The organism is Natrinema sp. 1APR25-10V2, assembly GCF_031626495.1.
In the GTDB taxonomy this organism is placed as follows: domain Archaea; phylum Halobacteriota; class Halobacteria; order Halobacteriales; family Natrialbaceae; genus Natrinema.
Map to the genome: position 1 here is coordinate 567,047 of NZ_JAMQOJ010000003.1, position 12,624 is coordinate 579,670.

General features: G+C 66.2%; 11 protein-coding genes. 5 read left to right on the forward strand and 6 right to left on the reverse strand.

The window, feature by feature from the left end; genetic code table 11:
• The first annotated feature begins 272 nt into the window (after window positions 1-272).
• A complete protein-coding gene (locus tag NDO75_RS12200; RefSeq protein WP_310906577.1) occupies window positions 273-434 on the forward strand; it encodes an HVO_A0556 family zinc finger protein in 162 nt (53 codons plus the stop codon).
• Between the two features lie 1,041 nt (window positions 435-1,475).
• Entirely contained in the window at window positions 1,476-1,712 is a 237-nt protein-coding gene (locus NDO75_RS12205; RefSeq protein WP_310906580.1) for a hypothetical protein, read from the forward strand.
• Window positions 1,713-2,065: 353 nt separating this feature from the next.
• On the opposite strand, the gene NDO75_RS12210 is transcribed toward NDO75_RS12205, so the two are convergent.
• The 3 genes from NDO75_RS12210 to NDO75_RS12220 all read right to left on the reverse strand — a co-directional run bounded on the left by NDO75_RS12210 (window position 2,066) and on the right by NDO75_RS12220 (window position 6,811).
• Window positions 2,066-3,202 carry a DUF1616 domain-containing protein gene (locus tag NDO75_RS12210; protein WP_310906581.1) on the reverse strand — a complete coding sequence of 379 codons (1,137 nt, stop codon included), beginning with the start codon at window positions 3,200-3,202 and terminating at the stop codon, window positions 2,066-2,068.
• A gap of 123 nt (window positions 3,203-3,325) precedes the next feature.
• The gene (locus tag NDO75_RS12215; protein WP_310906582.1) at window positions 3,326-4,531 is read right to left on the reverse strand and encodes a winged helix-turn-helix domain-containing protein; all 1,206 of its coding nucleotides are present in this window, start codon (window positions 4,529-4,531) and stop codon (window positions 3,326-3,328) included.
• A gap of 201 nt (window positions 4,532-4,732) precedes the next feature.
• Window positions 4,733-6,811: a DUF4129 domain-containing protein gene (locus NDO75_RS12220; protein ID WP_310906583.1), complete on the reverse strand. Its 2,079-nt coding sequence runs from the start codon at window positions 6,809-6,811 to the stop codon at window positions 4,733-4,735.
• Between the two features lie 170 nt (window positions 6,812-6,981).
• Here NDO75_RS12220 and NDO75_RS12225 point away from each other — a divergent pair, with 170 nt between their 5' ends.
• Genes NDO75_RS12225 through NDO75_RS12235 form a run of 3 tightly spaced genes read left to right on the forward strand, consistent with a single transcriptional unit; the run spans window position 6,982 to window position 9,937 of the window.
• Window positions 6,982-8,505 carry a DUF58 domain-containing protein gene (locus NDO75_RS12225; protein ID WP_310906584.1) on the forward strand — a complete coding sequence of 508 codons (1,524 nt, stop codon included), beginning with the start codon at window positions 6,982-6,984 and terminating at the stop codon, window positions 8,503-8,505.
• Entirely contained in the window at window positions 8,502-9,023 is a 522-nt protein-coding gene (locus NDO75_RS12230) for a hypothetical protein (RefSeq protein ID WP_310906586.1), read from the forward strand. Before NDO75_RS12225 ends, NDO75_RS12230 begins: the two co-directional genes overlap by 4 nt.
• Window positions 9,020-9,937, forward strand: a complete 918-nt coding sequence (locus NDO75_RS12235) for a hypothetical protein (protein ID WP_310906588.1) — start codon at window positions 9,020-9,022, stop codon at window positions 9,935-9,937. The genes NDO75_RS12230 and NDO75_RS12235 overlap by 4 nt, the downstream gene beginning before the upstream one ends.
• Before the next feature lie 47 nt (window positions 9,938-9,984).
• Here NDO75_RS12235 and NDO75_RS12240 read toward each other — a convergent pair whose 3' ends face one another.
• Genes NDO75_RS12240 through NDO75_RS12250 form a run of 3 tightly spaced genes read right to left on the reverse strand, consistent with a single transcriptional unit; the run spans window position 9,985 to window position 12,427 of the window.
• Window positions 9,985-11,022: a MoxR family ATPase gene (locus NDO75_RS12240; protein ID WP_310906589.1), complete on the reverse strand. Its 1,038-nt coding sequence runs from the start codon at window positions 11,020-11,022 to the stop codon at window positions 9,985-9,987.
• On the reverse strand, window positions 11,019-12,149 hold the full coding sequence (locus NDO75_RS12245) for a DUF4350 domain-containing protein (RefSeq protein ID WP_310906590.1): 1,131 nt from the start codon (window positions 12,147-12,149) through the stop codon (window positions 11,019-11,021). Before NDO75_RS12245 ends, NDO75_RS12240 begins: the two co-directional genes overlap by 4 nt.
• Window positions 12,146-12,427: a hypothetical protein gene (locus NDO75_RS12250; RefSeq protein WP_345784901.1), complete on the reverse strand. Its 282-nt coding sequence runs from the start codon at window positions 12,425-12,427 to the stop codon at window positions 12,146-12,148. The genes NDO75_RS12245 and NDO75_RS12250 overlap by 4 nt, the downstream gene beginning before the upstream one ends.
• Window positions 12,428-12,624: the final 197 nt, after the last annotated feature.

Below are 12,624 nucleotides of genomic sequence, written 5' to 3' on the forward strand. Positions count from 1 at the left end.
AATCTCAAGGCACGGTCCAGCAAGACGGCCGCTACCCCGTCTGCCGGCCCCGCTGCTGTCTCTGGCCGTGCTTCGGTGTGCTACCGGGCTCGGTCTGACAGCTTCTGTCTTGGTGCAGCGAGACATTCCTTGCGTTGGGGCAAGCATCGGGGACCAGCCGCTTTCCGCCTGTCACCACACTCCCGCCGAACGGTGTACCGAAATATGTCTGAATCGCTGTCCTTCCGGAGCCACGAAGTATATACCACGCCTGTGAGACGGCCTAGGAAGGAATGCAATCGATCGATTCTAGTATGGAGCACGAGCTCCGCGAGCACCTGGCGGGCCAGCCGTGTGCGTTTTGTGACGATGGGCGGCTCACGGCGGGGACGTACAAGGGGAACACGGCGATGCTCTGTACGAACTGCGGGACGCCTACCGTGCAGCTCTGGTAGCTGCGTGTGGACCGGCGACGACGGTGACGACGCGAGCGAGACGTCGGGACAGCGATCGACGCCTCGCACACAGATGACAGACTCTGCAGCCCAATCGAAGTCAGACTGGCTGCCGGTGTTGCCAGGGGACACAACCAGGCACCACCCGAACTGCTAACGGGTGGCGAACGTGGTAGCTGACAGGGAACGTCACCAGCAGGCGGCATACCGAGGGTCGAGATCGGCACGAGGTGGCTATTGACGTCACGGCGGGCCGATCTCGGGGCGGCGGGGGCCGGTGTCTCGGGTTGGTCGGATGTTGGGTTTCCAACAGAGCCTCCCCCACCACCTACTCATCGGATTCGTGTCGACAAAACATTGCTGGCCAAGTGAAAGTCACGGAAATATATATAGTCGGCCATCGGTCTCCTGCTCGGGCGACAGTGCGTCGGGCAAGGGGGGACGGCCGCGCCCGACGCGACGGGCAGGCTCCGACGGTGAACGGGATGCCGGGCACCGCAACTGGTGCGTCAGGCGGCCCACCCCTTCTGAGCGGTGGATAGTACAGTGGGTCGCAGAGACAAGGCACGCCATCGGCGGTGGCTGACCGGAATGGGACGGCCACCGACCTGTTCTGCTCAGTGATAATTAGCTGCTTGGGGCCCAGACGGCAGCCGGAATCGCCCGGCGCAAGCGGACCACCGAGGCGAGAGATGAGACGGGCGTCGGCCCCGAAGCAGCCGGAATCGTGTGCCCGCTATCGGGGGCGACCACGGCCGCATCTTGTAGCAGGCGTCGTGGGACGAGGGCCGAACCGCTGGCCAGTAGCTTTAGATAGCAGTTTTTAGTACTACCAAGTGGGCAGGATATGGGGGCTCACCCAATCACGCACAGTCCGACGCCGATCTGACGATCACCTGCGTCGGGATCCTGTCCACGCCTTCATTCGATTAGTACCCTGTACTGCAGCTTGCACGGAGAGCCCACAGAGCGACGGTCAACGGGAGGTACACGAGTGGCCAGAACGCATAAGAAGCACGGGATGGGGACGACCGGACACCGATGGGGAGCTCCTCGCGTGACACCGACGCCGACACCGAGTGTGAGCGATGCCCGGCGGCCGCGGTGCGCCGCGTCGTCAGTGCAGCCGGGCCCGCACACGCGACGTCAGGGGCGACTCGAAGCACGGCGGCGATCGATCTCGAGACCGAGTCCAGCAAGCTCTGTCACGCCTGTAGCGAGCGCAAGCGGTTCGCCGGCTTGATCTGCGACGCCTATCGCCAGCGCCATGGCGTATAAAAAGCTAGTGTAGCCATACAGCCGTTCCGCCAACAGTGGTGAGGTCTCCGCCATTGGCCCTGTCTTTCGCCGATCTGAGATACCTCAGCGGTGCTTCTGATTACTATTCGACGGGGTTCAGGGGGCTGCCGGCTGTCTCTCCGACGGTCCGGTTGGCGAGAGGACAACCTATGTGCCTCTGGCCGACACCACACAGGAGCGCAGACTGATCTTGGGTGAGCGCGCCGCCAACGTCTGCGGACTATATTGAGGTCGAAACCGCCAAGGCCCGGTTGCCCAAGTCCGCTATCTACCGACGAGGGTAAGATGGCGATCGTGGTGAGACTATCCGAACTCGCTACACCAGTAGCAAGTTAGGAACTAGCACGAGCAGGCGCGTATCGCGGGGCCAAGCCCGTGTTCCCGCCCGATGACTCGGAGACGTTCACCCAGAGATGGACGGAGTACTCCGTATCCGCCATGGAGGGCTCGGTGGGCACGTTGCTGCCGGGGAACAGCAAGAAGACGATACGCTGGTTTTGCCCAACCATCGTCGGCGTGAGGGTGTAGTCGTGGTGCCAGCTCTCGTTGGCCGCGACCGTCGTCTGCAGCCGGTCGAGTTCCCGCTGGTCGCGGACGATCGTCTCGGTGACCGTCGTGTTGCCACTCGACGCCGTCTCGTTTCGCACCACCTCGACGTCTTGTTCGAGGACCACCACTGTGTACGCGGTCCGTTCGCCCTCGTGATTGTCGATGCCGACGATCACGTCCTTGGACTCACCCCGGACGAACTCGGCGGGATAGCCGTCGGCCACGAGCTCGCCGTCGTCGTCTTCGGTCAGCAGGTAGATCGCCGAGAACTGTTCGCCATCGGGCGGAACCATCACTGCATAGCCGACGCTCCCGACCGCAAGCACGACCGACAACGCGAGCACCACGTTGAGCGCGGCGTCGGCTCGAGTATCTGGCTCGAGCATCTCTGCCCGACCGGCAGCGATCCACGCCCGGTACGGCACCCGAAACCGCTCGTCAGGTGGCAACGCCCGCCGTCGCTCAGCCGCGACGGTAGTCGCGATGAGCGTAAAGGCGCTGACCGCGAGCAGAATCGGTACCAATCGGATCCCCCACGGCGTGAAATTCAACACGAGCCCGATCAGGGGGACGATGGCGATACTCAGCCCGAAGGAGAGCGCGACCCGCTCGAGGCCGTCGATCCCGTCCCGGGCGGTGAGGGATGTCCCCCAGCCGGTCTCCGGCTCATCACTGCTTGCCTCCCCATCAACCGCCGGCGACGCACCAGCTTCGGGAAACAGCGCCGCGATGAACGCGTAGCCGGGAACGAACAGCACGAACGCGAGCCCGAGCGGCACCCGAAGCGGCGTCTCTCGGAGCACGGGAGCCAATGCGGCGACGTTCGTGGCGACGACCAACACAAGTACGGCAGCGAGATCGGCCGGCAGCCGTCTGACCGGCCGCGGGAGGAGCAGCCACAGCGAACGGAACGCGACCATTCACTCACTCCTCTCGGCGGCGGTATGAAAAACGATCCGATTGGGCTCTCCGCACCGATCGCGAGCCACGAGTACCGGCAGCGGCTCGCGGCCACCGCGACCCGTCGAGGCCACTCGCCCGCACTAGTCCGCGCTCGAGGGCTCTGTGTCCGACGTCTCGACTGGTCGACTCACTGCGGCATTGTCCGCGGCAAGGATGCCGTCTACGAGTTCGATCTCCTCGTCGGTCGAGATATCGTCGGCCCGGAAACAAGCCCGAAGCACCTTGTGAGCGAGCGCGGGATCGACCGTATGGTCGCGGCCGCGGCCACCCTGCTCTTCGAGCGTCTCGAGGCGGGCCGTGAGCTCGGCGACGCGGTCGGTGAGCGCCGCGACTGAGGTGGCACGTGCTGCTTCCGTCGGAGCGGTGCTGGCGTGGTTGGGGCCCCGGTCGTGGTTGTCCGCGTGTGCGTTGGGTGTTGCCGCTCGTTCCGCAGACGGCGTTCTATCCGACTCCTCCCGCGGCGTTGCGTCCCGGTCGGCAGGCTCGGCGGAGACGTCCCCGCCGTCGCTACGCACCGCCGAGCCGCTGGCTCGGCCAACGGCATCGCATGCCTTAGCCGTCTTATCAGTCGTGTCCGTCTCGGTCGCCTCGGCGGCAGCGTCGTCGGCCGCCGCGTCGCCTTCGTCTGCCCCGGATGACGTGGCCGCAGCCTGCTCGTCGACCGTTGCTGCCTCGGAGGATCGGATTCCGTCTTGGGCGAAGAATCGCTCGACGAACGCCCGTCGCGTCGCCCAGTCGAAGCCGTCGATCCCGTTGACGCGCTGGCTGATCGTCGCGCTGGCCACACCGAGTTGGTCGGCGAGCGCCGCCTGCGTCGCGGTCGGCCGCTCGCGGATCGCGCGCAGCGTCTCGAGCTGTTTCTCGGTGACCGTGTCCGGCTCGGGAAGCGGCGCAACTTCGGTCGACTCGTCCGTCCTACTCCAGTGGTCACCCACCGCTGATTCGTCCGGCGATCCATGACTCTCATCTGGCTCGGACGCCTGGCCGCTCGTGGCTGCCTCGTCGGTCATCGATTCGGCGTCTACCGCTTCATCGGCCGGTGTCGCCTCGCCGGTAGCAGTCGTCGATACGGTGTCTTCGGCGTCGTCACCCGGATCGCCGTACTCCTCGAGGACCTGGTCGACCAGCATGGGTGTCGCCGCGCTGACTTCTGCAGCGATTTCGTCCATCGATGCCTCGGGTTGTGCCTCCGCGACCTCGAGGATGCGCTTGTGGATGATCGCTCGTGGATACGTCGAATCGCGCTCAGTACCCTGTGCTTGCTCGGTTGCTCCACTCTTACTCATGTTCCCCCGTTCGTTCTCCGAAACCACATTACGTGAAACCGATTAGTCTGAATAGTTATACCGTTTCGCCGTGACTGATACAGCCATTTATGTCGCTGTCTGATACTGGATCGCGCGACCACCACTGATCGGCCGCATAGCGTTTCGGTTGACGAAACTCACGCTCCGACAGCGATGGCCCTCGCCCAGCCGGTCAGGGCATCAGTCGTCGGCGATGCCATCGGCCGCTGGCTCCTCGAGGTCACAGAGGTGGCGGGCGCGCTCGAGAACGTGTGCCGCCTCGTCGGCGGAGACGCCGTCGCGGTCGAAGGCGGCGCGCTCATACGCCTCGGTAACGTCGCGGAGCAGGGCCGCATCGTCTGCCGTGTCGGACCGATACGTCCGGTAGAACTCCCAGTGGGTCAGCGCGGAACGGGCGTCAACATGCGACGCCAGCGCCCGCCGCACGGCGGCGTAGCCGGTCCGGGCCGCGCCGTTCGGCCGGCCGGCCGCGAGCTGGTCGCGCGCTTGGTCAAGCAGCGACGCGACGGCCTCTCCATCGGCCAACCGTGCCGCAGCCGCCGGTTCGCCCGCCGGATTGTCCGTCTCAGGCGAATCAGTCGGGGTCGGTTCGTTTCCACCAGAGCGGCGGGCCAACCAGACACCGATGCTGACCGCGATCAGGGCGATGAACCCGGCCCCAAGCCAGACCGTATTCGACGGGCCGGGTTGGGCCTCACCTATCGCCACGACTGCGTGGGCCGTCGCCCCCTTGAGATTAGAACGACTCGCTTCATAGGCCGCTGTCACGGTCACCTCACCACCCTGGACGGAGTCCGGAAGGGTGACGGTCTCCTCGAACGTCCCGTTCGCGCCGGTCGTGGCAGTCGCGACGGTCGAGCCGTCGACTCGCAACATGACGGATTCGCCGCGAACGCCATCGCCCGCAACCGTCTCGAGCGTGCCGTCGACCGTCAGTGACCGATCGCCGGCCGGCACTGCATCGATCGAGAGGGTGGTTTTCGTCTGACGGACGGCCACCGTCGTCGTGGTGGCCGCCGCGGCGAGAGCTCGGTCTTCGAACGGCAGCCGAACGGTCAGGTTCCGCCGACCGTCGTCGACGGATGCCGGCAGCGAGACAGCGGTTTGGAACGTCCCGTTTCGAGCCGTCGCCGTGCCGACGCGCTGGCCGTCGACGGTCACTGGCAGAGCGACGTTGTCGACGGCGACCCCGTCGACGCGAAGCTCACCCGTGACGGCACCGCCCTCACCATACGAGAGTTCGCTCGGCGTCTCGGTCAGCGACACGGTCGGCTCGACCTGCTCGATCGAGACGCTGACGTTCGCATCAGCCCCCAGATACACCGACTGCGGGTCGGGGACGTACTCGATCGTGAGGTTGGCGGTCGACAGCGACTCCTCTCTCGGCCGATACTCGAGGGTGAACGCGCCCGTCGCATCCGTCGTGACGCGCTCGGTTCGGGCGCCGATAGTGAGCCGGATCTCTTCGTTCGCGATCGGGGCACCGTCCGCGGTCCGCAGTTCGCCCGTCGCGACCAGTGGCTCGAGGAACGAGATCCCTTCACGGTCGGCGGTCAGCGTCAGTTCCGTCTCCACGAATTCCTGTGCGCGAACGACCGCCTGTTCGGACCGGATGTCGGTCGTCACGTTCTCGACCGCGGCGTCGGACTCGGAAAGATTGCCACCTGTTGCCGATTCGATCTCGTTGTAGTGCTCGCGAACTTCCCCGCCGAGAGACTCGATCTCGGTTGCGAGGGACTCGAGTTTCCGCGCGAGTTCGCGCGCCCGGTCTTCGTTGCCGTTTTCGCGGGCAGTCTCGTACTGTGCTTTCGTCTGCCGGTATTCCTGGACGGCTTCTGACAGCCGTGCCTGTTTCTCGCCGGCTCGCTCGAACTCATCCGCGAGACCCTCGCCCTCGGTCTCGCCCGCCACATCGACGTACTGGCCCAGTCGCTCGCGGTACTCCTCGCCGACGTACTCGCTCGCGAGGTCGTACTCGCCTTCGCTCAGCTGGATCGCCCCCTCCCCGAGCTGAGAAGTCAGCCGCTCCGTCAGCCACCCCTCGACGGCCGCGAGGTCACCGTTCTCGGCGTAGTCGTCGGGGTTCCGATGAGCAGGGATCTCGCTTCGGTTCTCGGTAGCGTTTTGTTGGGCCGCGATGCGCTGGACGGCGTCACCGTCCGCCGCAACGGTCGCACTCGAGGCGGCGAGTCCAACGGGACTCGCCAGTGCCATGACGAGGAGCGCGACGACAACTGTGCGACCGACGACGGGAGTCACGGCGAGACGGTTTAGAGTGCACACAAATAAGATATTCTTTCGACCGACGGCTCGCACCTCGAGTTCTGATGCCGAAGGCTGTCGACGCGTCCTATAGTTGCTGACCGCACCGCCGGCCGATCGACGGGTAATCAATACTTTGAACATCAGACACTGAAATCAGTCCATACATGTATCCCACGCGCCGGGGATGGACGGTCGTCGGACTCACCGTCGTACTCGCCGTGTTCGCAGTGATCATTGCAGATCCGCTGCCCCTGATCGGTGCAGCGTTGGTCGGCGCGTGGCTACTGGCCCACCAGTATCGTTTCCTCCGCGACCTCGAACAGACAGTGGCGTCACTCTCGGTCACCCAGACCCCCGCTCGGACCGCCGTGCAAACCGGTGCCGCCGAGGCAGTAACACTCACGGCGACGCGGGATACCGAGACAGCACTGACCCTCGAGATCAGCGGCGGGCTGCCAATCGCGGCTACTGCGCCCGAGTCGTTCGAGGTCACACTGACGCCGGCCGCCGAACGGGCGGCACAAACGCTGTCTGTCACCTGGCCCGTCGCTGGTCGCCACGCGTTCGACACCGCGACCGTGACGGCGACGGACGGGCTGTTCCGCGAAACGCTTCCCGTCGGCTCGTCACCGGTTGTCACGGTTGAACCGCCCACCCCGCGATCGATCCACGTCGGCGAGGGCGGCGACCGCGTCGCCACGGCGTACGGCGCACACGGTGCCGGGCGAACGGGAACGGGGATCGACCCTCTTGCGGTGCGTAAGTATGTGCCGGGTGACGCGGGAAACCGGATCGACTGGAAGGCGATGGCACGGCATATGAGGCCATATGTCCGCGAATACGAGGCCGAGACCGACCGCCGGACGCTGCTGGTCGTCGACCATCGCGCCGCGCTGGCGACCGGGCCGCAAGGCGGGGCGAAACTCGACTACCTCCGCGACGTAGCGCTCGCGCTCGCGGCGACTGCGCGGCGGCACAATGATCCGCTCAAGCTCGTGACGGTCGGCGACGAGGGCGTTACTGACCGTCTCGACATGACCACCGCGTCGACCATGTCTGACCCAGTGCGCCGGCGACTACTCGAGCTCGAGCCGACGATGACGGCAGACCCACTGCGTCCGCCGGGCGCCGCTGACGCAGGTGGGGTCGGAGCGAGCGGGCAGGGCAGCCCAGCCTCGGCAGCGACGACCCGCTCGGGCACGCCTCGGAGCCAGGGCCGACACCGCCAACCTACGCCGGCGGACGTTCGGCAAGCACTCGCCGATCTTACGGATTCGGACGACGCGTTCGCCCGGACGCTCCGCCCGTTCTATGACGAGCAGCAGGTCTACCGCACGCGGATCGCTGAGGAGCCGCTGTACGGCGCCATCACCACCGAGATGGCGAACACTCGTGACCGTGGGTGGACCGTCATCTTCACCGATGACTCACGGCCGGCGGAGCTTCGTGAGACCGTCATGCGGGCGCGACGCGGGGGAACGGGCGTAACGGTCTTTCTCGCCCCATCCGTCCTCTATGAGCCGGGGGGCTTGGCAGACGTCGATCGGGCCTACGAACGCTACGTCGAATTCGAGGAGTTCCGGCGAGACCTCGCCCGATTGGACGACGTGACGGCCCTCGAAGTCGGTCCGGCCGATCGACTGTCGACTGTCCTCGAGGCGGGCCGGATGAGAGGTGGGCGGGCGTGAGCGGGCGAATCGAGTCGGTCCCGGCCGCGCCCGGCCGCGACTGGCCGACGATCATCGCCCTCGGCCTGCTCGTCGCGGCGTTCGGCGCCGGTGCCGGCCCGATCGGCGTCCTCGGCGGGCTTGCGACTGCACTCATCGGCGTCGTCCTCGGACCGCCGTACGTGCTGGCAGTCGGCCATGTGGCGCTCGTCGCCTGCTTCCCCGACGGGATCGATCTAGTGCCGGTCGCGGGTATCGAAGCGGCGTTCGGAGCCGTCGTGCTCGCGTCCCTGCGTCGGAGCACACGTCCCGGGCGCGTTGGGACCGTCGCGATCGTGAGCGCATTCTCGCTGGCGGCCGCCGCATGGTACGTCACCCGGCCACAGGCGACCTGGCTGGCCGCCGTGGCCGTGCTTGGGCTTTTCGCGGGCGCCACGTACGGCTGTCACCGGCTCGCGCTCGTCCGACTCGGACTGGTTTCGACCAGCGACGATGCATCCACGGCCGACACCGAACCGACCTATGAACACGAGACATGAACATGAGTGATAGCGACGTGACCGACCGAACCGTGACGACCGACCAGCCGACCGAGGCGACCGACGACCGCCTCGCCCTCGCGGCGAGAGCGGAGCTCCTCGAGGAGGAGAATCGGCGGCTGCGTGCCGAATACGCCCGCACCCGACAGTCACAGTACCGTCGCACTGCGGCGGGGCTCGCGCTCGTCGGTGGGCTCGCTGCCCTCGGTGGGTTGGTCTTCCCCAATGGGCGGACAGTGTTGTTCGCGCTGGCCGCGACGGGGCTGTTCGGCGGCGTGTTGACCTACTACCTGACACCCGGGACGTTCGTCGCAGCGGACGTCAGCGCGCGGGTGTACGCCGCGCTGGCCGCGAACGAGGCCGCGATCACCGATGCACTCGGCCTCGGGGATGATCGCATCTATCTGCCCGGGACAGATGTACGCCTGTACGTCCCCCAGCGGGCGACCGACGACCTCCCCACGGCCGACGATCTCGAGGGACCGATCCAGACCGATCCCGCCCACCGCGGGCTCGTTCTCGAGCCGACGGGGGCGACACTGTTCGAGGAGTTCGAACGTGCGTTGACCGCTGACCTCGCGACTGCGCCGGCACCGCTTGCGACCCAGCTCGCAGACGGGCTCGTCGAGCAGTTCGAGCTCGCGGGCAGCGCTGAGTCGAACATTGATGTCGACTCGGGCCGCGTCACTGTCGCGGTCGATAACAGCGTGTTCGGCGATGTCGATCGCTTCGACCATCCGATCGCGTCGTTTCTCGCGGTCGGGTTCGCCACAGGCCTCGAGCGGCCGATCCGGCTCGAGGTCACACCGGGTGACGAGCGGGCCGAGTGGCTCGTCACGTGTCGGTGGGACGCCGACGGCTCGACTGAAACGACTCTCGAAGAGAGTCTGGACGAAGAGATCGCGACGGTCTAGCTCCACTGTAACAGGGTACTGCCAGTCCCCGAGGACAGAGATGTGTCCTACTCTGTCGGGGTACTGCCGCCGTCGCTTGCGGCACGCGGCTCGTCTGGGCCGGGGACGTCGGCGCCCGGCGGCTCGATGGCGTCGACGATCTCCGCGACGACATCGGTCGGCTCGATGGCGCTCAATTCGGCGTCGGTATTCAGCACAAGGCGATGGCGCAACACTGGCTCAGCCAGCGCCTTCACGTCGTCGGGAATCACGTAGTCGCGGCCGTGGATCGCAGCCCGCGCCTTCGAGCCGTTGAGAAACGCGAGCGACGCACGTGGCGAGGCGCCGTAGGAGACGCTCGCGTGCTCGCGCGTCGCGGTGACGAGGTCGAGTGCGTACTCCTTGACGGGCGGTGCGACGTGGACATGCTGGACGGTTCGGCGTGCGTCGGCGATGCTCTGTGGCTCAATGACTTGGCTGACGTCGTCAGCGCCGAGGTTCGGCGCATCGTCAAACCGATCGAGGAGTTCCCGCTCGGCCGTCCGCTCGGGGAGATCAATGACGAGTTTGAAATGAAAGCGGTCGCGCTGCGCTTCGGGCAGCGGCGACACGCCCTCGGCCTCGATCGGGTTCTGCGTCGCGACAACCATGAAGGGGTCGGGTAACGGCAGGGTTTCACCTTCGATAGTCACACGGCGCTCCTCCATCGCTTCGAGCAAGGCGCTCTGTGTCTTCGGCGTCGCCCGGTTGATTTCGTCGGCGACGACAAGATTGGCAAAGACGGGGCCACGCTGGAGGTCGAACGTGCCCCTGTTCTGCCGGTAGATGCGCGTCCCCGTGATGTCGGCCGGCAGCGTATCGGGGGTCATCTGGATTCGGTTGTGGTCGAGTCCGGTCGTCCGCGCGAAGAGGTTCGCGAGCGTCGTCTTGGCGACCCCCGGGACCCCCTCGAGCAGGAGGTGGCCGCGAATCAAGAGGGCGACCGTCAGGTATTCGACCGCGTCGTCGTTGCCGACGAGCACACGGTCGATTTCCGTCGCTAACCGCTCGTAGACAGCTTCGGGGTCGCTGCTTGCCCCGTCGGCCGGGTCGGTGGTGCCGCTCATTCGTCGGCCTCCTCTTCCGACTGGGGATGGTTAAGCGCTGTTATCACGCGCTGGATCCGCTCCTCGTCCCAGTCGGGATGCCGGTTCCGGAGATACGCGGCGCGTTCGGCGTCGGCGAGCCCGGGCCCGGAAGCGCCCGTCTCGGTGGACTGACTGCCAGCGGGTCTGAACCGAGCCGGCAGCCGCGACCGGATGGTCTCGACGGCGGAGCGGCCGCGGACGTACGAGCCGAGTGTCACGATGCCAATCCCGATGGACCCGACGAGTACCTGCAAGAGCGGTGACGCGCGGATCGCCAGCAGCAAGCCGGTCAGTGGCGGCACGCCGGCGGCGTGTGAGTGGTCGAAGACGACATGGTCCGCATCCGCGTACAAGCCACGGACGAACGCGGCGTTGTCCGGTTCGTCGTACATCGTGTTGATCGTGAGACTCGGATCGCCAACAACAACGACGTGCCCGTCGCTGACGTTCTCGATCGTCGCAACCGGATACGACCGGAGCTCGTCCTGGTCGTCCAACTCCTCGTCTTCGGGACCGAGATACGCGAACTCGCTAGTGGCAACGAGCACGGTCGCGTTGCCGGGGTCGATGGCGGTCGCGTAGTTGAGCGTCAGCCGATCGACACCGGCCGTCCGCGTGTGATTCTTGACCATCGGTGCGACCGGCATTGCCGGCCCGCGGAAGTGATGACGCTCATCCCGGAGCACCTGTCCGTTCGGGCGCGCTTCGGTCTCGAGGTCCGCCAAGAGCGCGGCCCCCGGCTCACCGAAGTTCTCGAGAACGACGAGCGTCCCGCCGCGCGCGACGAACTCTTGGACGTGTTCGAGGTCCTCCCCCTCGTAGGGGTCGTTTGGCGCGATAACGAACGCGACCGTCTCGTTGGCCGGGAAGTTCTCGTACCGGGTCGTATCGCGAAGCAGATGGCGTTCGACCTGTGAATGACTCTCAACGTCCTGTCGGAACTCGGACGAGCCGTCCCACGAGGGATTGTAGAGTCCGAACGCGGTCGACGACGTCGCAGCCACGGTGCCCAGCGCGAGCACGACCGTGACGACGAGTCCGAGTAACAGCACTCGCGGCCAGTCGATCCGGCCACCGTCGTCGACTAGAGCGCGAAGCGACCTCATACCGGACTCACCCCCGGCGGCAGGATCCCGAGGATCCGCCGGACGACGATAACCGAAAACCCGACGAGGCCGAGTAGGATCAGCCACCGAAGCCGGCGGCGCCACGTCGGTGTAACGTTGAACGGGGCGGTCAGCTCCGTGACGACGAGAAAGCCGATTAGCGAGCAGACGAAAAACAGCTCGTAGGTGGCGGCATCCAGCAGCGCGAGCGCCAGCACCGTCGCGACCATCCACGCGACTTGCCCGCGGACGAACCGCATCCGACGCTGGGTTGGCATCTGTCCGGACAAGTGGCGTCGGGATACCTAAACATAGCGCACTCTCCTCGCGACGAGGGGGTGGACTCCGAGCAACCGGCCGCGATCCCCGACCTCCACTCCCTCGAATCGCGGACCAGCGGGCTACTACGAATCTAGTCTGTCCTACGGCTGACCGAAAAGGGATGGCCCCACTGGTTGATGTGCTTACCGCTCTA

Coding starts and splice junctions, on each gene's coding strand:
- NDO75_RS12200 (WP_310906577.1), top strand. CDS start 273: ATGCAATCGATCGATTCTAGTATGGAGCACGAGCTCCGCGAGCACCTG.
- NDO75_RS12205 (WP_310906580.1), top strand. CDS start 1,476: ATGGGGAGCTCCTCGCGTGACACCGACGCCGACACCGAGTGTGAGCGA.
- NDO75_RS12210 (WP_310906581.1), bottom strand. CDS start 3,202: ATGGTCGCGTTCCGTTCGCTGTGGCTGCTCCTCCCGCGGCCGGTCAGA.
- NDO75_RS12215 (WP_310906582.1), bottom strand. CDS start 4,531: ATGAGTAAGAGTGGAGCAACCGAGCAAGCACAGGGTACTGAGCGCGAT.
- NDO75_RS12225 (WP_310906584.1), top strand. CDS start 6,982: ATGTATCCCACGCGCCGGGGATGGACGGTCGTCGGACTCACCGTCGTA.
- NDO75_RS12235 (WP_310906588.1), top strand. CDS start 9,020: ATGAACATGAGTGATAGCGACGTGACCGACCGAACCGTGACGACCGAC.
- NDO75_RS12240 (WP_310906589.1), bottom strand. CDS start 11,022: ATGAGCGGCACCACCGACCCGGCCGACGGGGCAAGCAGCGACCCCGAA.
- NDO75_RS12245 (WP_310906590.1), bottom strand. CDS start 12,149: ATGAGGTCGCTTCGCGCTCTAGTCGACGACGGTGGCCGGATCGACTGG.
- NDO75_RS12250 (WP_345784901.1), bottom strand. CDS start 12,427: ATGCCAACCCAGCGTCGGATGCGGTTCGTCCGCGGGCAAGTCGCGTGG.